This window comes from Cobetia sp. 4B (assembly GCF_018831605.1).
In the GTDB taxonomy this organism is placed as follows: Bacteria; Pseudomonadota; Gammaproteobacteria; order Pseudomonadales; family Halomonadaceae; genus Cobetia; species Cobetia amphilecti.
Map to the genome: position 1 here is coordinate 892,299 of NZ_CP059843.1, position 22,560 is coordinate 914,858.

Below are 22,560 nucleotides of genomic sequence, written 5' to 3' on the forward strand. Positions count from 1 at the left end.
CCCGAGGCGGGGATCAATCGTCGTCGAGCGCGCGACGCGCCTGGACGAGGGCGCGATACCAGTCGCGGTTGGCGGTCTGGATCAGCGGGGGGCGATTGGAGAGATAGCTGACCGGGTGGTGGTCCGCGGGCTGATAGTTGCTGAGCATGTTGAGCGTCGCTTCACGGGCGCCGAAGGTATCGCGCAGGAACTCGATGGCCAGCGGCTCCAGCTCGACGCGGTAGTGGCGCACCAGCGCGATGGCCAGTGATTCGGCGGTGCGTGACAGGTCATCGTCGATCTCGCGCACCATGGCGCTGCCCAGGGCCGCCTTGGCCGCCGCGGATTGATTGGGCTCCAGCTGGCCGAAATAGGCGGCGTTGGAGCCATTGATGGCGCGCTGCACGGCCGGGCGTGACAGGTGTATGTGGGGCTCCAGCGCGAGGGCGATCTCGACCGCCATCGCCTTGGCCTTGTCGACACCGACGCGCAGCACCGTCTCGCGCGCCTGGTAGGCGATCTCGCTGTCGACGCGCTTGATGCGGCTCTCGTTCAAGTGATCGGCCAGATGCTTGCAGACCTCCGCCTTGGCTTCATCGTCCAGCGCGATGGTCTTTTCCTGGATGCGCAGACCACGACGGCCCGGACCGACTCGCAGGCGGGTGGCGTCATCGGACATCTGCGAGGCGATGTTTTCCCAGCGCTTGGACATCTTGAGGAAGACGGCGTGGCTGCGCCCGACCTGCTCGTAGGCATTGGTCACCGTCTTGTAGAGGCGGATGGCGTTGGTGAGGATGTCGGCCCGCGAGCGCAGTGCGGCGCGGTGTTCACGATCGCCCTCATTGACCGCGATCGCCAGATGCGTCACCTGCTCGGCAAGGGCGTCCATCGCCTGGGTGGAGCGCTCCAGCAGTACCTCGGCGCGCAGGCCGGAGGCGGCATCCTCCACCAGGGTGCCGGACTGCTCGGCCAGATAGACCGTCAGCGCCTTGAGGCGTGACAGGCCGGTGGCCTGACGTATGCGATAACGCGAGCGGGCATGCTCGAGGTTGTCCAGCGCGCGCGCCAGCTTCCAGCGGCCACGGTATTCGAAGGTCAGCAGCGGAATCTTGCGCCCGCTGATCAGCTCGAAGGCCAGAATCAACATCTCCTCCACGTCCTGCAGGGTCATCAGCAGGTCGTTGTCCTGCTCGATGGCCGCCAGCACACGCTCGATGAAGTTCTCGTCACGCGGCACACCGCTGTGCAGGTCGGGCGCGCGGCCTTCGAAGCGCTCACGCAGCAGGCCGATGGCCTCGGGGGCCAGCTCGGCCAGCTCATTGAACTGGGGCTCGAGCCATTCGCGGTTGAGGCTGTTCATGTCGCGGATACGCGCATGCAGGCCCACGCGACGGTAGACGTCGATCTGGCTAATGATGCGCGCGGCATCACGGTCATCGAGCAGCTCCAGCGCCGCCAGCTCAACCCCCTCCGGCGCCAGGTCCTGCTTGCGCAGCAGCATGGCCGCCGCTTCGCGCCGGCGGGCATCGCCTTCCAGGCTCTCGACGATCAGATTGCGCGTGGCGAGGATCAGCTCCGGCACGGTGTCGATGACGCGTTCGATCTTGGCTTCGGTGCGGTCATAGCGCCGTGAGCTGGTCAGGTTGTGGGCGATATTGGCCACGATGCCCGCGACACCGGTGATGACGGTGTAGGAGATGAAGAAGATGTAGTTCTCGAAGGTCGGTTCCTTGCCGTAACCGAGCAGATAGCCGCCCCAGGCGCCGATCAGCGTCACCGGGCCTGCGGTCCACAGGATCTGCATCAGGCTCACCGACCAGGGCACACGCTCCACGGCCTGGGTAATGCGGCGAATCTCGTCGCGGCCCTCACGCTCCAGACGCACCTGGGGCGCGTCGTTGGCAGTGTTGGCTCGGGGACGAAAGGGACTCGGCAACAGCAAGGCAGGCTTCCTTGATTGAACGGGGTGGGGCTTCTGGCACGACATGGGCTGCCGAGAGGTTCGTGAGCACGAGCCTCGAGCGCAGCGCGGGGCAAAGGGTGTCGTCAACAGTAGCATTGGGCAGCCTTTAGGCTCCAGTGAGCAAGGGCCGCAAGCGGGTCGAGCGTGGTAGAATTTCGCCCGCCACTGACTGGCCAGCGGGTCTCGCCAGGTCGTCAGGCTCACGCTAGGACATCAAAAAGCTCTGGAGGTTGTGTGGAACGAGACTTGGAAGCAGGAAAGGGTGCAGGTGACGGGGCTGAAGTCGTGTTGCTGGACGGTGGCATGGGCCAGGAACTGGTGCGTCGTAGCGGTCGTGAGCCGACGCCGCTGTGGTCGTCTCAGGTGATGCTGGACCAGCCTGAGCTGGTGCGTGACCTGCACCTCGATTTCATTCGTGCCGGCGCGCGCGTCATCACGCTCAATACCTACACGGCCACGCCGCAGCGGCTGGGCCTGGCGGGCGTCGGCGAGTCGATCGCGGCCATTCATGCCGCAGCCGGCAAGGCCGCGCGGGATGCCATCGCCCTGAGTGGCGAGGCGGATGTGCGCGTGGCAGGCTGCCTGCCGCCGCTGGTCGCCACCTATCGCCCCGATGTCGCGCCGAGTGCTGACGAATCCCTGGCCAGCTATCGCCGGCTGGTGGAATTGCAGGCACCGCTGGTCGATGTCCTGCTGTGTGAGGCGCTGTCTTCCTGCGTCGAGGCTCGCGCCGCTGCCACCGCCGCACTCGAGAGCGGCTTGCCGGTGTGGGTCTCGCTGACGGTGAAGGATGATCTGACCGCGACCCTGCGCAGCGGTGAGCCGCTGGCCGACGCGATCAGCATGCTGCAAGCGATGGGCGTGGACGCGATCCTGATCAATTGCAGCGCGCCGGAAGCCATTCAGGGTAGTCTGGAAAATCTGCTGGCCAGCCCGCTGCCGACCGGTGCCTATGCCAACGGCTTCACCTCCATCGCGGAGCTCAACCCCGGCGGCACCGTCAAGGACCTCAAGGCGCGCGAAGACCTGGGGCCGGAGCAGTACGCGGCGCATGCGCTGGGGTGGGTCAATGTCGGCATTCGTATCGTCGGCGGTTGCTGTGAGGTGGGCCCGGCGCATATCGCCTGCCTGGCCGAACAGCTCAGGTCAGCAGGTTATCGCTGCGTCAGCCGCTTGAGTGAGTGAACGATGAGGGGCGAGGCTTCCTCGTGATAGACTTCGCCCCTTGATTCGCAGGTTCTGACGGGCATCGCGCCTGAGGAAACGCCGAGGTGAACGCCAAGGCGAAGACCGGGGCGCGGTGCCTACAGGGCTGTGAAACGCTTTTTTAGGGAGATGCCATGCTTGCCGAGTGGGTCGAACGGCTCTTGAGTTACGCCAGTGGGGCACTTGATGCCATCCGCGCCGATGAATCCTTTCCTGCCTTCATGCAGTGGGCGCATTCGGAGGGCGTGAACTATAGCGGTGGCGACGAAGCGCTGGCGGTAGCGCTGGCGCCGGTGCTGTGGAGCCAGACTCCGCTGGTGCGACTCGATTTCGCGCGCGAGTCGTTGGCACCGCCCGGACGCAACGAGCCTTGCTGGTGTGACTCGGGTCGCAAGTACAAGCAGTGCTGCGACAAGGTGCAGTTGCCGGCGATACCAGACCACCTGATGTGGATGCTGTCGCTGCGCGAGTTCAAGGGTGAACAGCTCAAGGCGGCACTGGCCTCTGGTCTCGCGCCGGCGCAGGCGCTGCTCGAGGCGGGGCTGATCAGCGCCGAGAGCGGCAATCGCGGTCGGGCTCAGCAGATCATGGAGGCGCTGTTCGATACCAGCGACTGGTCGCGTCTGCCCGAGCAGGCCGAGCCTGGCTTCGAGCTGCTGCTGGATCTCTATCAGGAGCGCGGCTTCACCCGCAAGAAGGCGCTGTTGCTCGATGAGGTGCTGGAGCGTGGCCCTGCCTTCCTGCGCGGCGTCGCCCTGGAGCATCAGTGTCTGCTGCATCTGGACAGCGATGATCTGGGCTCGGCGCGCGCCGCCTTCATTCGTGCCCAGCAGACGCTGCCCGATTCGCCGACGCTGGCGTATATCGAAGCCATGCTGTTGCTGCACGAGGGCCAGCCGGAAGAGGCGCAGGATCGTGCGCGCTTCTGGTGGCGTCGCCTGTCCAAGCAGAAGGACATCGAGCCCGGTCAGCTTGAATTCCTGGCGGATCTGGCCGAAAACCCGCGTGCCACGCTCGCCGAGCAGATGGTCAATTCCGATGAGTCGCTGTCGGATTCACTGGCCGCCCTGCAGGCGCTGTTCGAGGTGATCGAGCATCCGCCGCGTCTGGCGCTGGAAACGCAGGACGATGGCAGTCTGCTGTTCCGTCAGAATGCGGAGCAGGCCGTGACACTCGGGCTCTGGGAGGCGGTCTTCCCGGCGCGTATCGAGGAAGAGGCGGCACTGGCGCTGGATATCGATCCCTGGGATGTCCAGGACCCCAACGAGTGGCTGCAGCAGCTGTGCGCCAGCCCCGAATGGCTGGACGTTCCGGCGGTGTGTCAGGGGCTGATTCTGGCGCTGGCCAGTCGCTTCGGTAGCCTGCCGTGGATGTCGGACACCTTCTTCGTGCCGCTGGCACAGCGCTTCGATCGTTGGCTCGATCAGATCGAACAGGCCGGCGGCCTGCTGCGCTGGGAAGATGGCGACAACGCCCAGTTGCTGCGCTGTGGACTGGGGCTGGTGATCGGCATGGAGCGCGGTGAGCGCGAGCGTTCGCGCCAGCTGGCGGAGCGCCTGCTCAAGCTCGACGAGGAAGACAGCCTCGGCCTGCGTGAGCTGGTGCTGGATCAGCTGCTGCGCGAAGGCCGCAACGACGAGGCCGTGACTCTCGCCGAGCATGATATCGAGCGACGTGCCGTCGATGAGGAAATGCCGCTGTTGGGCATCCTGATGGGCCAGGTGCTGGCGCTCTATCGACTGGGGCGCGACAAGGACGCCGAGCAGGCACTCGAGATCGTGCGGGAAGCCAATTCGCATCTGATCAGCTTGCTGCTGGCGGAGCATCCGCGGCCGGTGAGTCTGGCGGTGGAAGCGCCGGAACCCGGCACGCGTGGTGAGGCCTGGCAGTACCGCACCCTGATGCGCGACCAGTGGAAGCGCAGCGAAGGCGCGCTGGCCTGGCTGGCCAAGCATCGCTGAGCCGGTGTCAAAGGCCGCTCATGTTGCCTGACGAGTGATCGCAAGAGCCAGTTTGTAAAAACCCCGCAGTGCCATGGCGCTGCGGGGTTTTTTGTCTCGTCTTGCATCGCGAGGCGGGCTCAGTGGGAAGCGCGAACGGGGGCGATCACTGCTGCTTGCCTTGCTGGCGCAGTCGCCAGGCTTCTCGAATGGCACCGCGTAGCCCCGGCGTCTGGCCGACCTGGATGGCCTCCAGCGTCGCGGCGAAGGCATCCGGTGTGGCGCGCCAATCCGGGGGCTGGATGGCGCCTGCACTGCTGATGCCGACCCTGTCCAGTGGCGGTGGCGAGCGCTCGGGCAGTGCCCCGAAAAGCCGCATGCGGCTGTCCTGCACCTGGCGCAGACGATGGCGAAGCTCCTTGTAGCGTGAGCCGAAGGGGCGTGAGGCCAGGGTGATCAGGGCCGCCAGAATCCGTTCTTGCCACTCGGGGCGTGCCGGGTTGCGATAGGCGACGCCGCGTTGTGAGGCGGCGCCTGCCTGACGGCGGTCCTTGAGCCAGTGCGGGGCCGTCCTGTCGAGCGCCTCGCCTTCGAACAGGATGCCGGCGTTGACCTGCTGGCCACCGTGCACGCGGGTGAAGGGCAGGATGACGCAGTCCTCGAGCATGGCGCCTTCTTCCACGTAGCTGCCCTGTTCGAGGCAGCAGTGTCCCTTGAGCAGCACGCCGGGCTCCACATGGGTGGTGATGCCGGCGAAGCCGCCGGTGAGGCGCGATTCATCCAGGCGTGTCGCGCCGGCGGCGTAGTAGACGTGGTGCAGGTCCTGCTCGCCGGGCAATACTCCGCGCTCGCCATGTGGCGTCAGGCCTGAGTCATCGGCATCGAGTGCCTGCATCACCAGGGCGTGATAGTGCGACAGCGAGGCCAGTAGGGCCGGCCCAAGCCCGGGATTGTCGCGCAGCTCCGGCCAGTGCAGACGAGCGAGCGACGGGGCTGCCACGCTGGCCGGATGGCAGACCGGCGCGCCTGACGCCATGGCCTGCTCGCTGATCGCGAGGCTGTCATCCTTGAACCACTCCGGCATCAGCAGCACATCGGCGCGCAGCACCGGGGCGGGCAGGGCAGCCATGGCGCCGAGGCGCTTGATCTGCTCGCGCGGGTCTCGCTCGCCGGGCATCGGCAGAATGTCGAGATCGATGCCCCAGCGTGAGCCATCGGCGATACGCGCCCGGAACCACTCGGGGTCACGGGCGATGATCAGGCTGATATGCGTCACGCCTCGCCCGACCAGCAGGTCGAGATTGCGCTCCAGCACGCTGCGTCCGGCGATCGGCAGCAGCGCCGGCGAGTAACGGCGGTCAATCGGCGCGACTTCCTGGCCGAGGCGGTCCGCCAACAGGATCACATGCATTGCACACCTCCTTGGCATGAGTCGTGATATTGGCGCAGCGCTGCACGAATGAGAGAGGGAGTCTCGCGCATCAGTAGGCTCCACGGCTGGTCAGAACGGCAGGAATCGTGCGCAACAGCAGCTTGATGTCTTCCTTGATGCCCTGACGATGCAGGTAGAAGAGATCCAGATGGATCTGTTGCTCGAAGGACAGGTCCGAGCGGCCCGACACCTGCCACAGCCCGGTCAGCCCCGGGGTGGCATCCAGACGCATGCGCGCACGCGCTTCGTAGAGCGCCACCTCGCGGGCGAGGGCGGGGCGCGGCCCGACCAGCGCCATCTCGCCGCGCAGCACGTTCCACAGCTGCGGCAATTCATCGATGGACAGCTTGCGGATGATACGGCCCACGCGCGTGATGCGCGGGTCCTGCTTCATCTTGAACAGCACCCCACCCTCGCTCTCGTTGGCGGCCTGCAGTTCGCGCAGACGCTCTTCGGCGTCGATGTACATCGAGCGGAACTTCCAGAGCTTGAACGGCTTGCCGTGACGCCCGATACGCTCCTGGCCGAACAGCACCGGGCCTGGCGATTCCAGGCGGATGGCCAGCATCGTGCCCAGCAGCAGCGGCGACAGCACCAGCAGTACGCCGCTGGCACCGACGATATCCATGGCGCGGCGCGCGCGCGGGGTCAGCCAGTTGCTCACTCGCCATCGAAAGTGGCGCCAGTTGGAGCGTGACTTCATCCACAGGCCGCGGCCGGGAACCGCCTCTCCCCCATACTTGCGCACGCTCATCAGAAAGCTCGGGTTGCCAAGCACGTAGCGCTTGAACATGCGGCGTGGCTCCATCAGCAGCCGCCAGGCCCATTCCATGCCCAGTCTGCGCACGACGCCCGGCGCACGCGGGATGCGCTGGGAATAGAAGTCGAACAGACCGCCGACGCCCATGACCACCGGCACCTCGAGTCGCTCACGGTAGGTCGAGATCCACTTCTCCTGGGCCGGCACGCCCATCGCCACCAGCAACAGGTCAGTGCCCTGATTGATCTGCGCCAGCACGTCGTCGATGATTTCCGGGCCGATGAAGCCGTGATGCACGCCACTGATCTCGAGTGTCGGCCATTGCTCGCGGAGCTTGTCAGCCATCCTGTCGGCCACGCCCGGCGCGGCGCCGAGCAGGAACAGGCGCTTGTTCTCCGCCACCAGCATGTCGCACAGGTGGGGCAGCAGGTCGGTGCCATTGAGGTTGGCTTCGAGCTCCTGGCCGAGCATGCGGCAGGCCATCTTCACGCCGCTGCCATCAGGCAGCAGCAGGTCGCTGTCATGCAGCACCTGCATGTAATAGCGATCGACCTGGGCCACGTTCAGGCAGTGCGCATTGACGAAATTGACGGTGCGCGGCTGCGGGTCGCTGATCCAGCTCTTGAGCAGGCTCAGGCAGGTGTCGAGGCTGGTGTTGACGAAGGGCACCCCCAGTACCTTGACGTGAGGCAGCGTCTTGATGCGCTCAGTGGTGAAGAGGGCTTGATCCAATGGCTGGCTCATCATGGCGACTCCACTTCATGAGCGTCCTGCTGTTGATTCGGTCTGGCCGGCTGCGGGCGCGGCGCATTGTCGATCTTCTTCTTCTGCGCCTTGCCGATGACTCCCTGGGCGAGCCCTTCACAGCGCAGATAGAGACTCTTGGGCATCACGCGCAACATCAGGGCGGCCCCTGCCGTGGCAGCGGTGCGCCCGAATTCCGCCTTCCAGAGCCCTGGCCATGCCTTGACGGCGCGGCGGCAATACGCCCAGGCAGCATCCCCGTCACGCAGGCGAATCGCCTGACGCGACAGATAGCGCAGTTGGTAGGCCTGGGCGCGGGGATACCATTGTTCGATGAAGTCAGGCGCGTAGGCGCGCGTCAGCTCGACGATCGCAAGCCAGCTCTGGTATTGGCGCTCCAGTTGTGCCGAAAGCCCGCCTTCATTGAGCCGGTAGCGGGTCAGCGGCTCGGGAATGCCTTCCACCGTGGTGCCGGTCTTGAGGGCGATGCGTGTCCAGCATTCGATATCTTCGCTCTGGCGCAGGCTCTCATCGAAGTAACAAGGCAGCACGCCGCCCCCCTTGACCTCACAGTCGAAGGCGATGGCCTCGAGAATCTCGCGGCGGATGACCGGCGCCGAGCCATTGCCCACCGGGTTGCGACAGAACAGCAGCCCCGGCGTGATGTCGGTCAGGCTCGGCATCTGGTAGTAGTCCAGCGGTTCGCCGTCGGCATCGATGAAGGCCGAGCGCGAGAAGGACAGGCCTACCTCGGGGCGTGCCTCGAGGTGCTCGCGGTGGCGCGCCAGCTTGGCGGGCTCCCAGATGTCATCGGAGTCCAGGAAGGCCAGATAGCGGCCCTGAGCGGCACGCACGCCCGTGTTGCGGGCCCCGGCCAGGCCACGATTGACCGGATGCGTGATCAGCGTGAGGCGCGGGTCGTCGTAGGCCTCGCAGATCGCCCGGCTGCCATCGGGGGAGCAGTCATCGACGACCAGCAGTTCGAAGTCGCCATCCTCCTGCGCCAGCACGCTGTCGATGGCGGCCGCGACGAAACGTTCGACGTTGTAGATCGGCATGATGACCGAAAAGGTCGGGGTCATGGTCTGGCCTCCTGGACGTCCCTGTCTGGGGAAAGCGATGCGGTGGATGCTGCGTGAGGTGTGTCTGGTGTGTCTGGTGGCGGCGCATCTGTCACCCAGCCGTCCTGAGCGAGGATCAGCCGGCGTGTCCACAGGTAGCCGGGCAGGGCGGCCAGGCTGATACCGACCAGAATGCCGGCCGCGACGCCATTGATGCCGAAGGGCACGCCGGCGAACATGCCGGCGCCGAGCATCAGCGTCATGAAGATCTGCAGCTTGAGGTCTGCCCCGGGCATGCCCTGGGCGCGCAGCAGCTGGCCGCAACTGTCGAGCAGGATGCGCGGCAGGGCGGAGAGGCAGATCAGGATCAGGATCGGCAGGGCGCCACGCTCGACCCAGGCCTCCCCGAACAGGATCGGCACATACCAGGGTGCCAGCAGGCTCTGGGCGATGATGGCGGGCACGGCGACCAGCGCGAACAGACGCATGCCGTGGTGCATGCGTGCCAGTCGTTCGCGAGACGTCATGTCGCCGCACAGCTGCGGGAAGATGGCGGTGGAGTAGGCGCGCAAGAGGCCAAGGCTGATGCCGAGTCCGGCATTGAAGGCAAAGAAGTAGACGCCGAGCACGTCCATGGCGAACAGGGCGCCGACCAGCAGGTAATCCATCTGCTGGCGCAGCACCGAGACCACCTCGACGCCCATCATCGGGCGCGCGAAGCTCATCAGCGGACGCGACCACAGCGTGGAGGGGCGCTCATCGATGCGCCATGACTCGCACCAGCGGTAGGTCAGGGTCCAGATGGGCGTCACGATCAGCTTGGGCAGGATCAAGGCCCAGAACCCGGCACCCATGGCGGCCAGCAGCATCACGCCGACGGCCTCGCCGATGCTCTGGCCCATCTCGATGCGCGCCGTGATGTGCAGGCGGTTGCTGCGCAGAATTCGCGCCGCGTTGATGGCGGCGGGGGGCAACATCGGGAAGATCAGCGCCAGCGCCATCAGTGGCAGGGTCAGATCGGGAGCGTCATAGAGGTAGGCCAGCAGTGGGGCCAGTGCCATCTGCAGCACCATCAGGCCAAGACACACCACCCAATTGAACCAGTAGGCATCGCGACACAGACGCTCATATCCCTCGCGACCGGCCTGCACCAGAGCGGGTACCACGGCGGCATTGGAGATGGCGTGCATGATCTCGTGCGCGGTGAGCACGATGGCGGCGATACCGAAGGACTCCGGCGCGATCATGCGCGCCGCCACCAGGGTCGCGCCCAATCGCGCGATGCGGTGCACCCCTTGCGACATGCCCATCCAGGCCAGATTGCGGATCAGGCGGCCATTGCCACCGTCTCCGCCACCTGTCAGACGTGTCTTGAGTCGCGTGATCACACCCATCGCCTGGCTCCCTGGCTTGTCGTGCCTTTCCAAGCATCTGGTCTTGTTCAGTCATGCTTTTGAACGGCTGGTGTAGCCACTCTAGCGCAATGTACTGATGAATTGGCGTGATCTGGCGCAGCCTTGTTCCACTATCCCGTGATCGGGCTAGGTTGCCGTATCGCTGCTGCCGGCATCGGCGGAGGCGGGTGCTGCTCTTGAAAGCGGCTTCTCCACATCCACCGGCCCCATGTTGTGGATATGCCCTTCGCTGGCGGGCAGGCCCGCCAGCTGGTGCGCCTTGCCGATCAGGATCAGTCCCGGCCAGATCAGGTAGGCCAGAATCTCCAGATTCTCACCGAAGGAGTAGACGAACAGCAGGCCGACCATGATCAAGCCCAGCTGCACGACAGGGCGGCCGACCACGAAGCGCAGCAGATGCAGCAGGCTGACCAGCATCGGCACCAACAGCGCGAACAGGCCGAAGATGCCCTTGACGAACAGCAGCCCATACCAGCTGTGATGCGAGCCGATCGGCATGTACTCCACCAGGTGCGGACCGCGTTCGACGATGCCGTGGCCGAACCACGGCGCCTCGTTGCGCCAGCGGTCCACCGCGATGCGCCCCAGCGCGGCCCGCACGCGGGTCGAGTCCGCCCGCGAGCCCTTGAAGGCGGCGATGAAGTTGTCGATGGCCTCCAGGATCGGCGCGCCGAGAAAGCCACCGATCAGGCTGACGCCGGAAAAGCTGAACCACAGCCACGGCTTGTGCAGACGCTTGAGCAGGAACATCCCGGCGCTGATCAACACCAGCGACACCAGCGCCATGCGCGAGCCGGACATCAGGATCATCAGTACGCTGCCGCCGATGCCGATTGCCTTCCACAAGGGATGTTTCTCGAGCAGGGCACAGGCGAAATAGATGCTGGCGACAAAGCCCACCGCCGGCGCCCAGGGCGTGAACAGGCGCCAGCGCGGCATGCCGCTGCCGGGGTCGATCTCATAAAGCGAGACGGCGAAGAATTCCGGTCCCGGCCCACCGATGGCCTGCAGTGGCGAGACGAAGGGCACCTGGGGCAGTCCCGCCAGCCAGGCGCCGACGAATACCGGCAGCAACAGCATGGTGTGCAGGCAGACATGCATGGCCGCGCGAATGATCACCGCCGGGCGGATCGCCAGACAGCCGATGATCGGGAAGACCGCCAGCAGCGCCCAGCCCTTGGCCCAGCCGATGGAGGACTTGATCAGCTTGCCGGTGCCGAGGTTCTCGATCAGGTGGCCGGCCAGCAGCGAGAACTCCATCACGATCATGCCGATGATCCACACCCACAGTGGCCAGGGCAGGCGCGGAAAACGCTGGCGGCCCTTGAGGTGCAGCCAGGCGGCACGCATCACCAGTGACCATGCCAGCACCGGTGCCAGCACATAGAGGCCGCCGACCAGATAGAACAGGTAGGTCGCGGTGATCGAGAACCAGATGATGCGTTCTTCCGGGGTCTCGGGGCGGACATCCGCCTCTGGCCCCGCCTTCAGGGAAAACATCGGCGGCTCACACGCTTTGCTGCAGACGCAGCAGGTAGGGTTTTCTGATCCACAGGAGAATCAGGCCGATGATGCTGAAGACGCTTGCGGCGAGCGCGCCGACGATGGCCAGCTTGATGCCCAGCGAATCCGCCTTCTCGGGCAATGGCGGCGGATCGAGAATCTGCAGCATCGGGTAGCTGGCGAAGGGGTCGATCTGACCGATATCAATCTTGGCCAGTGCCGTGGTGTAGACCGCCGTGGCGACCTGTTGCTCGCGCAGCAAGTCCTGCAGCTGGGCGGCCTTGGCGACGCTGTTGTCCAGCCGCTGCTGGCGGGCCGCCAGATTGGCCCGCCCGGTGGCAAGCTCGCTGATCACGCCACGCCGCTGGGTATCCAGGGTGATCAGCTCGCCGACCAGGGTGTCCTGATTGGCATGGCCGGACGCGGCACGCAGGGCATTCTGGTTGCGCGAGGACTGACGGGGCAGCAACTGGCGCATGCGTGAGGCCAGCGAGCGCTCGAGGGAATCAAGCCCCGCGGCCAGATTGATGACTTCCGGATTGCGCTCGCCCCATTTGCCGCGCGCTTCATCGAGACTGGCCGCCTGCTCCGCCGCCTGCGTCAGCAGCGCCTGATAGCGGGCGTCGCGCTGCAGGGCGATCACGCCACCGGCCTGGCCGGCATCCAGCCCCAGGCGACTGGACAGGGTAGCGAGCCGGGCGTTGAGGGCCGACAGCTCGCCATCCCGCGTCTCGAGTGTGTCCTTGAGCGCCTCGACACTCAGCGTCAGTTCCTTGAACTGCTCCATGGAAACCAGCCCTGAGGTGGACTGGAACTCGAGCAGCTTGCGCTGGGTTTCCTTGAGCGTGCGGTCGTAGGTCTCGAGCGAGCGGCGGATGACGGCTTCGCGGCGCGCCTGCTCATCATTGCGTAGCTGTTCGATCACCTCATTGAAGGCATCGATGTGCGCATTGGCGCGTGCAAGCGCGGACTTGGCGCTCGGCGCGCTGGTCTGGAAGGCGATCAGGGCGGTCTGGTCGGTCAGCTTGATCTTGGGCTTGCCGTAATCGTCGGGATGCATGTCGACCGTGCTGGCGGCACGCTCGAGCACGGCGGGACTCTCGGCGATGGCGCGGTAGTTGACCTTGGGGTCCAGCGAGGAGCTGGAGTAGGAAGAGTTGGCGCTGGTGCTGGCCTGGCCGATGCTCTCGAAGTTCACCGACAGACCGGAGCCGGTGCCCGGCAGGATCATCGTCCAGCTGGTGGTGTAGGTGACAGGTGCCACGGCGATAAAGGCGATGGTCAATCCCCAGATGACACTCAGGATGGCGGTCGCCAGCAACAGGTAGGCCGCGCGGCGGGTGCGCGGGCGCATGCTGGAGCCACGCGCCGCCCAGCCCAGCAGGACGCCCAGGAGTCGGCGCCCCAGTGAGGGCTTGGCTGCGTCTTGTGGTGTGTCGGGTGAGCGGGACTCTGTCATGCACATCCTTGTCGCGTGGTAGTGATCAGTCGCATTCCATCAACGGACAGGCGATGGGTTACAGCAGAGTGGCCGGCGTCAGCAGGTCAGTCAGCGTGCGGGCGATATCACGGATGTTGGTGACACCGGAGTCATAGCAGCCGACCACATCTTCGGGCATCAGGTAGGGATTGACCCCCACATCCGCCGGATTGGCCAGCAGGGCATCGATACCGCGATCGACCACGACCGGCTGATGCGTCATCGGGTTGGTACTGATCAGCACCGCGCGGCGCGAGCCGGAGGTCGCCTGGATGCCGCCGACGCAGTTGGCATTGATCACGCCCTGCAGCATGCGCACGCCGTAGGGCACCTGCGAGCGCAACACCGTGTAATTGCTGACGTTGTTGTTGTTGGCAGGGGTGGTCAGGTTGGAGGCATAGATGACGATGCCCGGCGCGGTGAGCGGCGAGGGGCGCATCAGAGCGGCCTGGAAGGCGCCGCTGGAGGGCACGTGGATCCGGTCACCCACACGCAGCCAGGGATTGGCGGCATATTCGCCGTCGATCAGGCCGCGCATGTCGAGAATCTGTGTCTGGCCGTCGCGAATCAGCTCGATATGGCTCAGGTCCGCGTCGGGGCGGATGCCGCCGGCCGTGGTCAAGGCTGCCGACAGACGGCGTTGTTGACTGGCATCACCGCCGGCGAAATCGCGGCGTACCATGCGCTCTTCCGGCAGGCGGGTATTGATGACCGCCTCGCCCGGGAAGAACACCGCGCCGGACACCGCAACGGCCAGCGGCGCCCACTCCTCGAGCCGGATGCTGACATGCGCCAGCCCCGGGCGAATCAGCTCTTCCTGCACCAGACGCCGGGTGATCTCATCCGCCAGGGCGTCGATGGTCTTGTTGGAGGCCACGACCGGCGAGAGCCACGGCAGGCGCAGGCGTCCGTCATGATCCACCTCGTAGCTGCCATCGAAGAGTTCGCTGCCGGCGACCCTGACGCTCAGACGATCGCCCGCCGCCAGCCGCTGGTCATCGCCCGCGGGCAGTTGCATGAAGCGATCATCGGCATGAGGGGCAGGCAGCTCCAGCGGCCAGTGGGTCGCCTGTTGCCAGTGATCTTCGGCGGGAGTGTCGTCCAGCATGATCGGCGTACAGCCGCCCATCAGGCCGGCCGTGATCGCGACGCCCAGCAGACGTCGAAGAGAGCGGAAAAGGGAGCTGGGCCGAGTCAGGTCGCGTTTCATCAGGCTACCTCACGAGAAGGCCCTGTCCGCGTGTCGCCGCTCGACTCCAGCAGCGGGTCGCGCTGATAGTAGATATCGAAGAGCTCGAACAGGCGCACGCGCTCCAGCTCTGTCTGCATGACCGGCGAGGGTTCAACCACCACCAGCGCCGCCGGGGACAGCGCATCATGCAGACTGACCAGCACCGAGAGCCCATCGGCATCAATGGCCTCGACATGGCTGAGGTCCACCGCCAGCGTGCCGGTGTGCTCAGGAATCATCGCCAGCATCTCCTGGCGGAAATAGCGCGCGAGCTCGCCTGTCAGCTGGGCAGGCGGCGTGATCATGATGCCTTCGTGAATCCGGGTGGTGATGGGCATGACGGGCTCCCTGTGCTTGATGTCACCGCCTGGCGCCAGCTGGGCCTGCGGTGCAGCTTGTTATCTTTATGCACTATGCCGCATAAGCATCGTTTACCTGCTGTTACAGTGTCAACGACGCCGACTGACTTGCCTCATTCTTTCTTGCTGGGTTTCGTGGTGCTACCTGCTGTTTTCGGGCTCTCCAGGTTGCCTGCGCGGCGTTGTCACTCGCCCGACATGGCGGGTGACTTGTGTGGCGTGGCCAGCATCGCGCCCCAGTGGCGGAAGCGTAGCAACAGCAAAAGGCCCGGTATGGCGGCCAGCGTGCAGATCCAGAAGAAGCTGTCCCAGCCGGCCGCATCGGCCAGATAGCCGGAGGGCGCGGCGATCACCACGCGCGGCAGGCCCATGATCGATGAGAGCATCGCGTACTGGCCGGCGGTGAAGCGCTTGTCGGTCAGCGCGCCCATGAAGGCGATGAAGGCGGCGCTTCCCATGCCGGCCGCCAGGTTCTCGAAGGCGACCACAGCCGCGAGCCACGCCAGCGAATCACCGACGTGATGCAGCCAGACGAAGCCGGCAGTCGATACCATCTGCAGGATGCCGAACCACCAGAGCGCCCGATAGATGCCGATGCGCATGATCATCAGGCCGCCGAAGAAGGTGCCGGCCAGCAATGGCCACAGGCCGAACAGCTTGACGGTCGCGCCGATCTGCGAATTGCTGAAACCGATGTCCTTGTAGAAGGGCGTGGTCAGATTGCCCGCCACGGAATCACCCAGCTTGTAGAGCAGGATGAACAGCAGCAGCCAGATGGCACCATCGCGCTTCATGAAGTGGCGGATAGGGTCCCACAGGATCTCATGCAGATGATGGGCGCGCGGCGCGGCCTGTGCCTCGGGTTCCGGTGCCAGCAGGGTCACCAGCATGCAGGCGCCCAGGGTCGCGGCCATGATCAGGTAGGTCACGCGGAAGCCGATCATGTCGGCCAGCACCAGCCCACCGGCCGAGGCCATCAGCATGCCGATGCGGTAGCCATAGACATAGAAGCTGGAGCCCAGCCCCAGCTCGTTGTCCGGCAGATGCTCGCGCCGATAGGCGTCGATCACGATGTCCTGGGTGGCGCTGAAGAAGCTGACCGCCAGCGCGATGGCGCCCATGGTCAGCGGCGACATGTGCGGGTCCTGCAAGGCAAGCAACGCGATGAGGGCGGTCAGGGCCAGCTGGGCGATCATCAGCCAACCACGGCGCCGACCGAGCACCGGCGGCATGATGCGGTCCAGCAATGGCGCCCACAGAAACTTGAGGGTATAGGGCAGGCCGACGAGCGCGAGCAGGCCCACGGCGTCCAGTGAGACACCGGCATCCGTCATCCAGGCCTGCAGCACGCTACCGGTCAGCAGCAGTGGCAGCCCGGAGGCGAAGCCCATCAGGAACGTGATACCATGACGGCCAACGAGTAAGCGTAAATCCTTTGAAGTCAAAGCCTTGCCTGTCCATGCAGAGGGTGTGGCCGCGCGTGTCACACGCACGGTGAGCGGCTATCTGCCGCTTGCGTCATTCATGGCCGGATTGTCGCACTGCCTGAGGGCAAGAGCCATGCATTGTCCTGCCGGTCAGCCGACAGGCATGATGCAGGTCGAGACACGCATGAGTGGGGCAGGCAGGCAATGAGAGGTCATCATGAGTGAAGCCCGAGAAGCTGCCAAGGCGCATTGGTATCTGATCCAGTGCAAGGGCGGGGAATCCTTCCGTGCGGCGGAGAACCTCACCAATCAGGGATTTCACGTCTTCCACCCCCTGTTGGAGGTGGAAAAGAAGCGCGGCGGCAAGCTGCGTTGGGTCGAAGAGCCGCTCTTCCCCTATTACCTGTTCATACGCCTTGATCAGATGGATGACAACTGGCGGCCGATTCGCTCGACCCGTGGCGTGCTCAAGCTGGTCAGCTTCGGCAACACGCCGACGGCGGTGCCGACGCCCCTGGTGGAAGCCCTGATCGCCAGCGGCGAGCAACGCCAGGAGCAACCGCCGGAGAATGTCTATTTCCGAACCGGCGAGCAGGTCGAGATCATCGATGGCCCCTTGAGTTCGCTCAGTGGCGTCTTCGAGAGCGCGAAGGGCGATGAGCGCGTCATCGTGTTGCTCAATCTGATCAATCAGCAACAGCGTGTCGAGCTGTCCAGTCGTCAGCTGCGGCGTAGCGAAAGCTGAGCTGCCGACCTGTCTCACCCGTCTTGATCCGCGAGACCGCATTGCACCTTTCTTCTGGAGTGGTTCCCATGGCGATTACTTCCCAGCAGGTCGTCAGCCTGCATTACACCCTGCGCACCGCTGATGGCACTGTGCTGGATAGCTCCCTTGAGCGTGAGCCGATGGATTACCTGCATGGCCACGACAATATTCTGGCAGCGCTCGAGAGTGCGCTTGAGGGCTGCGATGTCGGCGACCGCAAGGTCGTCAATCTGACGCCAGCCGAAGGCTTCGGTGAGCGGGATGAAGGCCTGGTGCAGTACTTCGGGCGTGATGCCTTCGGTCCGGGCGAGATCAACGCCGGCATGCGCTTTCAGGCCCGCACCCCGGAAGGCCAGCGGTCGGTCACGGTGCTGGAGGTCGGTGAACAGCAGGTCAAGGTCGACGCCAATCATCCGCTGGCAGGTCAGGCACTGAGCTGGGAAGTCGAGGTGCTGGAAGTGCGCGATGCCACGCGTGCCGAACTCTCGGCCGGTCATCCGCTCGGTCTCGATGTCAGCCATACCGAGATCGAAGACAAGAAGGTGCGTCGCTGAGGTAGGCATTGCGGATGGGTGCGACGCTCAAGCGCCTCGTTGCAGCCCCTCTTCAACACAGACAGCCCCGCTGCCGGAATCCTCGGCAGCGGGGCTGTCTGTTGTTGGGGCCTGTAGCGATGGAGAAAATTGATATGGATCAGTCGTCTGCGCGCCAGCCGCACGGATCGAGCCGTGAAGCCTTCAGGACTTGATGCAGATCAGATTCGCGCGGGGCGTGGCGGGGTAGAGTGTCCCTGTCGAGGCCGCAGCAGGCCGACACAGGCGGAAGAGCTATCGATGTCGGAGCTATTGATATCAGAGCTATCGATGTCAGAAGCAGAGGTGTCAGCTGCCGACAGAGGCTGGCATTCAGGGAGCCCCTTGGGGAAGGGGCAGGCCAGGATGGCCGCTGTCAGAATCGGGCTTTTTTTGCAGGTGCCGATTCGCCGTCAGGGGAGGGGGAAACCCCGCTAGCCGACCTTCGGGTCGGCTTTTTTGGTTGTGGGGTTCAGTGGGGGAATGGCTAACTGCGTTTGCATGACGCTGGCTTGTCTGCGGGCTGCTTGAAAGCTTTTGCCAGTTCTTGCCAGTTCTTGCCAGTTCTCTGGGAGGAAGAGAGTCGCTGGACAGGCAGCCCCGCAACTGACACGAGGTTGCCTGCCCGGCGAGACGGCTCAACTATTGTTGCTGGCAGTCTTGAGGCTCTCGACTTCCTTGTGGGAGTCGACGGCCTTCCCGGTGGTGGTCTTGTCGATGCTCTGGCTTTTCTTGACAGTCTGGCTCTTCTGGATAGCCCCGTCTTGCTTGACCGACGGGCTCTTCGTGTTGATGGCCGAGGTCTTCTTGCCCGGCTCGCCCAGCGTCAATGTCGTGTTCATGCGCTTGAGCGTATTGGGGCCGATTCCCTTGATTTCGGTCAACTGTGCCACGTCGGTGAAGGGGCCGTTCGCCTTGCGCCATTCGATGATGGCCTGGGCCTTCTTGCCACCGATGCCCTTGAGCTCGGTCAGTTGTGCGGCAGTGGCGGTGTTGATGTTCATGTCTGCGGCCTGGCTGGTCGGTGACAGTACCAGCAGGCTGGTCACGAGAAGTGTTCCTAGCAGGGTTTTCATGGTCGCTTCCTATGCTCACATCAGGGTGGTCGATTGGAAGTGCGCGGGGCGACCACCCGAGGCCCTGCGCGAGAAATACTCTGGCTCAGGCATTAGATTTGTAGTCATTTAGATTTAAACGATTTCTCATCCTTGCGCGGCTTTCTGCGCTCAACGCAAGAAAGCACTACGAGCGTTAGCCTGCTGTTTCGATTCGTCTTTCCCTGGGCATACAACGACAGAGCCGAGCGCTATAATGTTGCCCCGAGCCCATGACCTCCTGTCATTGCGCCTGCCACATCGCCTGGAGCCCGGATGCCTGCCACGACTTCCCCCCTGATCATCGCCCTCGACTACCCGGACATGAGTGCTGCGCTTGCCATGGCAGACCAGCTGGATCCTGCGCGCTGTCGCGTCAAGGTAGGCAAGGAGCTGTTCACGCGTGTGGGTCCCGAGATTCTCAAGGCATTGCATCAACGCGGCTTCGAGGTCTTTCTCGATCTCAAATTCCATGACATCCCCAACACCACCGCCCAGGCCGTGCTGGCGGCAGCGGAGCACGGCGTGTGGATGACCAATGTCCACGCCTCAGGTGGTGCGCGCATGATGCAGGCCGCCGCCGAGGCGCTCTCGACTCGCGGCCTCGATACCCAGCTGATCGCCGTGACGGTGCTGACCAGCATGGAACAGGCCGATCTGGCCGGTATCGGATTGGATGTCACGCCGCTTGCGCAGGTCGAGCGGCTGGCGGCCCTCGCCCAGCAGAGCGGCATGCACGGTGTGGTGTGCTCAGCACGTGAGACCCCGAGCCTCAAGGCGCTGTGTGGCCCTGAGTTCCTGAAGGTGACGCCGGGTATTCGCCCGAGCTTCGCGCAGGCCGGTGATCAGCGGCGCACCATGACGCCCGGTGAAGCCATGGCAGCCGGTAGCACCCATCTGGTGATCGGGCGTCCTGTCACCCAGGCGGAGGATCCGCTGGCGGCGCTGGCGCTGATCGAGCAGGAGCTGGGCGCCTGATCGGCTGATTGTCTGCCTCATGGGCAAAAAAAGACGCCAGCCGCAGACTCTGCGGCTGGCGTCTTTTTCATGGCAGTGATCACTACTGCTGCTCACTCGCTCACGTTTTGCGCGACTGCCTCAATCGGCAGACTCGATATGCCAGCTGACCTGAACGCTGCTCTCGAGGCTCAGCTCGCCGGGGCGGTATTCGCTGCCGCTGCTCTTGGCCTCTGCCATGTCGGCACGCATTGCCATCATCTGCGGGCGCGGGCTATGTGAGGACTCATTGATCGACTGCACGCTGCCCAGGGTCGCGCCGAGGGTCTCGGCCATCAGTTGTGCCTTGTGGCGTGCCTTGGTCAAGGCTTCCTTCAATACCTTGTCTTCCAGGGCGTCCCGTTCACTGATCTGATACTGCACACCGGCCAGTTGATTGACGCCAGCGCCCAGCAGCAGGTCGATGACTTCCGGTACCTTGTCCAGGTCATCGAGAGAGAGGCTGATCGGGCGTTCGAGGTGTGTACGGCGCCATTGCTGGGGCTGCTGCTGACCATTGTTGCGCTCGTAGTACTGCTCAGGACGCAGGTTGAGGCTGCCGGCGCTGATCTGACGGCTGTCGATACCCGCTGTCTCCAGTGCCTGAATCAGGGTCGTCATGCGTGATTCCAGTGACTCGCGCGCCTTGCGGGCTGCCTGGCCCTCGGCCTTGCTGTCCGGAGCCTTGTCATCCACCTTGCGCGCGGGCGTCTTCTCCCACAGGCGCGCCTGGATGGTTGCCTTGTCGGGCGCCGCCTCCAGGCTGGCGCTGGCGCTGACATGCACCAGTGCCGGTGCGGGCGTCTGGTCGGCGCGGGCCATGTGCGTGGCGCCGGCGGTGCAGAGCGCCAGGCCGCATAGCATGGCGGTACGACGCAGGCGCTGGGCGAGGGGGGCGGGGCCTCTGGTGGCGTGGTTCATCAGCATGGGAATTCCCTTATATAAAGTGGCAACATTGTTGCCTGGCGCTTGGTGAGGGGCATGAATGCGGGCGCGATAGGCTTGAAAGTATCAGCAATGAGGGCGATGCGTGAAGGTACACGAGAGACTGCGCTCTATACGTGGCGCTGCACTGGTAGTGTCGGTGCTCGTCATGTCATCACTGATGGCGCTGCCTGCCCTGGCCGCAGAGCGTGAGGTGATCGATGATGCAGGCGACGTCGTGGCACTGCCACAGCCGGCGCAGCGGGTGGTCACGCTGGCCCCGCACGCGGCCGAGCTGGTGGCGGCGGCGGGAGGCTTGCCGGCCTTGATCGGCGTGAGTCAGGGCAGTGATTTCCCCCCTGCGGTCAGCGAGCTGCCGCGCCTGGCCAGCTATCACGGCCCCAACCTGGAGGCATTGCTGAGTGCCCGGCCTGACCTGATCGTGGCATGGGGCAGCGGGCTTTCCGATGAGATGCATGCGCGTCTGACGGCGATGGGGATGCCCGTCTTCGTCAGCGAGCCCGCGACACTCGACGACGTGCTGTCCAATATCGCCCGGCTTGGCACCTTGCTGGGCACCCGCGATATCGCGGATAAGCATGTGGCGACGCTCGCAGCGCGCATCGAGCAGCTGGAGCGCGCGCGAGACAGCGACCCCTTGCCGGTCTTCTTCCAGCTGGGGGAGAGCCCGATGACGACATTGGGTGGCAATCACCTGGTCAATGAGCTGATTCGGCGCTGCGGCGGTGAGCCGCTGCTGACGGGCACGCCCGCCGTGGTGCCGCAGATCAATCGGGAAGCCTTGTGGCTGGCCAGGCCGCGCCTGATTCTGCATCCGGTCGCGAAGGGGCCGGCGCGCGAGGAGTGGATTGCCGCCTGGCGCGCGGATGGAGGGCCACTTTCCGAGGTGGCACTGGCGGGTCTGACTCCTGACCTGATCAGCCGTCCCGGCCCGCGCAGTGTCGAGGCGATGGCAGAGGTCTGCGCTGCCATCGCGACGGTGCAGGCGTCGGACTGAGGGCGTCAGAGTAAGCGCGTCGGACTGAGGGCGGCGGAGTCAGGGCGGCTTCGTGCAGCACGCTCAGAAATCGATGCCGCGCCGCGCCTTGAGGCCATGATTGAAGCCGTGGCGAATCTCGGTCATCTCGGTGACGGTATCGGCACAGGCGACGACTTCACGATTGGCATTGCGCCCGGTGATGATGACGGTCTGCTCCGCAGGACGATTCTCGAGTGCCGTCATCACTTCCTCCAGCGGCAGATAGCCGAACTTGACCATGTAGGTCAGCTCGTCGAGCACCACCAGGTAGACGCTGTCATCGCGCATCAGGCGCTGCGCTTGCTGCCACACGGCCTGGCAGGCGGCGGTATCGGCCTCACGATTCTGAGTATCCCAGGTGAAGCCGGTGGTCATGGCATGCACTTCGAGATTGGCATCCTCGGCGAGCCGTTCGCGCTCGCCGCATTCCCACAGCCCCTTGATGAACTGGATGACACCGACCTTGTAGCCATAGCCCAGCGCGCGGGTGATGGTGCCCCAGGCGGCGGTCGTCTTGCCCTTGCCATTGCCGGTGAACACCAGCAGCTGGCCGCGCTCCTCAGTGGCCTGTGCCACCTTGTCATCGACATGCGACTTGAGCTTTTCCATCGCGGCCTTGTGGCGGGTATTGCGGTCCGTCATGCGTATGCTCCGTAGTCAAAGGCACAG

The 22,560-nt window shown here is 64.8% G+C and carries 19 protein-coding genes; 6 read left to right on the forward strand and 13 right to left on the reverse strand.

The genetic code is table 11. The features are described 5' to 3' along the window. Nucleotides 1-13: 13 nt before the first annotated feature. Nucleotides 14-1,921: a hypothetical protein gene (locus H2O77_RS03790; protein WP_043332458.1), complete on the reverse strand. Its 1,908-nt coding sequence runs from the start codon at nucleotides 1,919-1,921 to the stop codon at nucleotides 14-16. A 267-nt stretch (nucleotides 1,922-2,188) separates the two neighbouring features. Here H2O77_RS03790 and H2O77_RS03795 point away from each other — a divergent pair, with 267 nt between their 5' ends. After that, nucleotides 2,189-3,127, forward strand: a complete 939-nt coding sequence (locus H2O77_RS03795) for a homocysteine S-methyltransferase family protein (protein ID WP_240548704.1) — start codon at nucleotides 2,189-2,191, stop codon at nucleotides 3,125-3,127. 155 nt (nucleotides 3,128-3,282) lie between these two features. Then, nucleotides 3,283-5,109, forward strand: coding sequence for an SEC-C domain-containing protein (locus tag H2O77_RS03800; protein ID WP_054555069.1), 1,827 nt, complete (start codon nucleotides 3,283-3,285; stop codon nucleotides 5,107-5,109). A gap of 145 nt (nucleotides 5,110-5,254) precedes the next feature. Here the strand turns inward: H2O77_RS03800 and H2O77_RS03805 are convergent, their stop codons facing one another. From H2O77_RS03805 to H2O77_RS03845, 9 genes are all read right to left on the reverse strand, one after another. Further along, nucleotides 5,255-6,499 carry a hypothetical protein gene (locus H2O77_RS03805; protein ID WP_215823938.1) on the reverse strand — a complete coding sequence of 415 codons (1,245 nt, stop codon included), beginning with the start codon at nucleotides 6,497-6,499 and terminating at the stop codon, nucleotides 5,255-5,257. Between the two features lie 70 nt (nucleotides 6,500-6,569). After that, nucleotides 6,570-8,024 (reverse strand): WecB/TagA/CpsF family glycosyltransferase, encoded by a 1,455-nt coding sequence (locus tag H2O77_RS03810; protein WP_215823939.1) that lies wholly within the window; start codon nucleotides 8,022-8,024, stop codon nucleotides 6,570-6,572. Next, nucleotides 8,024-9,106, reverse strand: a complete 1,083-nt coding sequence (locus tag H2O77_RS03815; protein ID WP_215823940.1) for a glycosyltransferase family 2 protein — start codon at nucleotides 9,104-9,106, stop codon at nucleotides 8,024-8,026. The genes H2O77_RS03810 and H2O77_RS03815 overlap by 1 nt, the downstream gene beginning before the upstream one ends. Continuing rightward, nucleotides 9,103-10,479, reverse strand: a complete 1,377-nt coding sequence (locus tag H2O77_RS03820) for an oligosaccharide flippase family protein (RefSeq protein WP_215823941.1) — start codon at nucleotides 10,477-10,479, stop codon at nucleotides 9,103-9,105. The genes H2O77_RS03815 and H2O77_RS03820 overlap by 4 nt, the downstream gene beginning before the upstream one ends. 147 nt (nucleotides 10,480-10,626) lie before the next feature. Beyond that, nucleotides 10,627-12,000 carry an O-antigen ligase family protein gene (locus H2O77_RS03825; protein ID WP_215823942.1) on the reverse strand — a complete coding sequence of 458 codons (1,374 nt, stop codon included), beginning with the start codon at nucleotides 11,998-12,000 and terminating at the stop codon, nucleotides 10,627-10,629. A gap of 7 nt (nucleotides 12,001-12,007) precedes the next feature. Beyond that, nucleotides 12,008-13,462, reverse strand: coding sequence for a hypothetical protein (locus H2O77_RS03830; protein WP_215823943.1), 1,455 nt, complete (start codon nucleotides 13,460-13,462; stop codon nucleotides 12,008-12,010). A 58-nt stretch (nucleotides 13,463-13,520) separates the two neighbouring features. Next, the gene (locus H2O77_RS03835) at nucleotides 13,521-14,693 is read right to left on the reverse strand and encodes a polysaccharide biosynthesis/export family protein (protein ID WP_215823944.1); all 1,173 of its coding nucleotides are present in this window, start codon (nucleotides 14,691-14,693) and stop codon (nucleotides 13,521-13,523) included. Then, a complete protein-coding gene (locus H2O77_RS03840; protein ID WP_043332452.1) occupies nucleotides 14,693-15,052 on the reverse strand; it encodes an STAS domain-containing protein in 360 nt (119 codons plus the stop codon). Before H2O77_RS03840 ends, H2O77_RS03835 begins: the two co-directional genes overlap by 1 nt. A gap of 206 nt (nucleotides 15,053-15,258) precedes the next feature. Next, nucleotides 15,259-16,464, reverse strand: a complete 1,206-nt coding sequence (locus H2O77_RS03845; protein ID WP_082388128.1) for an AmpG family muropeptide MFS transporter — start codon at nucleotides 16,462-16,464, stop codon at nucleotides 15,259-15,261. Nucleotides 16,465-16,717: 253 nt separating this feature from the next. Between H2O77_RS03845 and rfaH the strand changes: the two genes are divergently transcribed. Together rfaH and H2O77_RS03855 are read left to right on the forward strand one after the other, a co-directional pair. Continuing rightward, nucleotides 16,718-17,245, forward strand: coding sequence for a transcription/translation regulatory transformer protein RfaH (gene rfaH, locus H2O77_RS03850; RefSeq protein WP_043332450.1), 528 nt, complete (start codon nucleotides 16,718-16,720; stop codon nucleotides 17,243-17,245). Between the two features lie 68 nt (nucleotides 17,246-17,313). After that, nucleotides 17,314-17,820: a peptidylprolyl isomerase gene (locus H2O77_RS03855; protein WP_043332448.1), complete on the forward strand. Its 507-nt coding sequence runs from the start codon at nucleotides 17,314-17,316 to the stop codon at nucleotides 17,818-17,820. Nucleotides 17,821-18,476: 656 nt separating this feature from the next. On the opposite strand, the gene H2O77_RS18035 is transcribed toward H2O77_RS03855, so the two are convergent. Continuing rightward, nucleotides 18,477-18,914: a helix-hairpin-helix domain-containing protein gene (locus H2O77_RS18035; RefSeq protein ID WP_215823945.1), complete on the reverse strand. Its 438-nt coding sequence runs from the start codon at nucleotides 18,912-18,914 to the stop codon at nucleotides 18,477-18,479. 294 nt (nucleotides 18,915-19,208) lie between these two features. Here H2O77_RS18035 and pyrF point away from each other — a divergent pair, with 294 nt between their 5' ends. Then, nucleotides 19,209-19,910, forward strand: a complete 702-nt coding sequence (gene pyrF / locus H2O77_RS03865) for an orotidine-5'-phosphate decarboxylase (RefSeq protein ID WP_153635206.1) — start codon at nucleotides 19,209-19,211, stop codon at nucleotides 19,908-19,910. A 120-nt stretch (nucleotides 19,911-20,030) separates the two neighbouring features. On the opposite strand, the gene H2O77_RS03870 is transcribed toward pyrF, so the two are convergent. Continuing rightward, nucleotides 20,031-20,855, reverse strand: coding sequence for an SIMPL domain-containing protein (locus H2O77_RS03870; protein ID WP_215823946.1), 825 nt, complete (start codon nucleotides 20,853-20,855; stop codon nucleotides 20,031-20,033). 166 nt (nucleotides 20,856-21,021) lie between these two features. On the opposite strand from H2O77_RS03870, the gene H2O77_RS03875 reads away from it, so the two are divergent. Continuing rightward, on the forward strand, nucleotides 21,022-21,870 hold the full coding sequence (locus tag H2O77_RS03875) for a helical backbone metal receptor (protein WP_215823947.1): 849 nt from the start codon (nucleotides 21,022-21,024) through the stop codon (nucleotides 21,868-21,870). A gap of 63 nt (nucleotides 21,871-21,933) precedes the next feature. Here the strand turns inward: H2O77_RS03875 and cobO are convergent, their stop codons facing one another. Then, a complete protein-coding gene (cobO, locus tag H2O77_RS03880; protein WP_215823948.1) occupies nucleotides 21,934-22,533 on the reverse strand; it encodes a cob(I)yrinic acid a,c-diamide adenosyltransferase in 600 nt (199 codons plus the stop codon). Nucleotides 22,534-22,560: the final 27 nt, after the last annotated feature.

What these genes read in the sequence shown, in the direction of transcription:
- H2O77_RS03800 (WP_054555069.1), top strand. Translation starts at nt 3,283, where the DNA reads ATGCTTGCCGAGTGGGTCGAACGGCTCTTGAGTTACGCCAGTGGGGCA.
- H2O77_RS03805 (WP_215823938.1), bottom strand. Translation starts at nt 6,499, where the DNA reads ATGCATGTGATCCTGTTGGCGGACCGCCTCGGCCAGGAAGTCGCGCCG.
- H2O77_RS03810 (WP_215823939.1), bottom strand. Translation starts at nt 8,024, where the DNA reads ATGAGCCAGCCATTGGATCAAGCCCTCTTCACCACTGAGCGCATCAAG.
- H2O77_RS03815 (WP_215823940.1), bottom strand. Translation starts at nt 9,106, where the DNA reads ATGACCCCGACCTTTTCGGTCATCATGCCGATCTACAACGTCGAACGT.
- H2O77_RS03820 (WP_215823941.1), bottom strand. Translation starts at nt 10,479, where the DNA reads ATGGGTGTGATCACGCGACTCAAGACACGTCTGACAGGTGGCGGAGAC.
- H2O77_RS03825 (WP_215823942.1), bottom strand. Translation starts at nt 12,000, where the DNA reads ATGTTTTCCCTGAAGGCGGGGCCAGAGGCGGATGTCCGCCCCGAGACC.
- H2O77_RS03830 (WP_215823943.1), bottom strand. Translation starts at nt 13,462, where the DNA reads ATGACAGAGTCCCGCTCACCCGACACACCACAAGACGCAGCCAAGCCC.
- H2O77_RS03835 (WP_215823944.1), bottom strand. Translation starts at nt 14,693, where the DNA reads ATGAAACGCGACCTGACTCGGCCCAGCTCCCTTTTCCGCTCTCTTCGA.
- H2O77_RS03840 (WP_043332452.1), bottom strand. Translation starts at nt 15,052, where the DNA reads ATGCCCATCACCACCCGGATTCACGAAGGCATCATGATCACGCCGCCT.
- H2O77_RS03845 (WP_082388128.1), bottom strand. Translation starts at nt 16,464, where the DNA reads ATGGGCTTCGCCTCCGGGCTGCCACTGCTGCTGACCGGTAGCGTGCTG.
- rfaH (WP_043332450.1), top strand. Translation starts at nt 16,718, where the DNA reads ATGAGTGAAGCCCGAGAAGCTGCCAAGGCGCATTGGTATCTGATCCAG.
- H2O77_RS03855 (WP_043332448.1), top strand. Translation starts at nt 17,314, where the DNA reads ATGGCGATTACTTCCCAGCAGGTCGTCAGCCTGCATTACACCCTGCGC.
- H2O77_RS18035 (WP_215823945.1), bottom strand. Translation starts at nt 18,914, where the DNA reads ATGAAAACCCTGCTAGGAACACTTCTCGTGACCAGCCTGCTGGTACTG.
- pyrF (WP_153635206.1), top strand. Translation starts at nt 19,209, where the DNA reads ATGCCTGCCACGACTTCCCCCCTGATCATCGCCCTCGACTACCCGGAC.
- H2O77_RS03870 (WP_215823946.1), bottom strand. Translation starts at nt 20,855, where the DNA reads ATGCTGATGAACCACGCCACCAGAGGCCCCGCCCCCCTCGCCCAGCGC.
- H2O77_RS03875 (WP_215823947.1), top strand. Translation starts at nt 21,022, where the DNA reads ATGTCATCACTGATGGCGCTGCCTGCCCTGGCCGCAGAGCGTGAGGTG.
- cobO (WP_215823948.1), bottom strand. Translation starts at nt 22,533, where the DNA reads ATGACGGACCGCAATACCCGCCACAAGGCCGCGATGGAAAAGCTCAAG.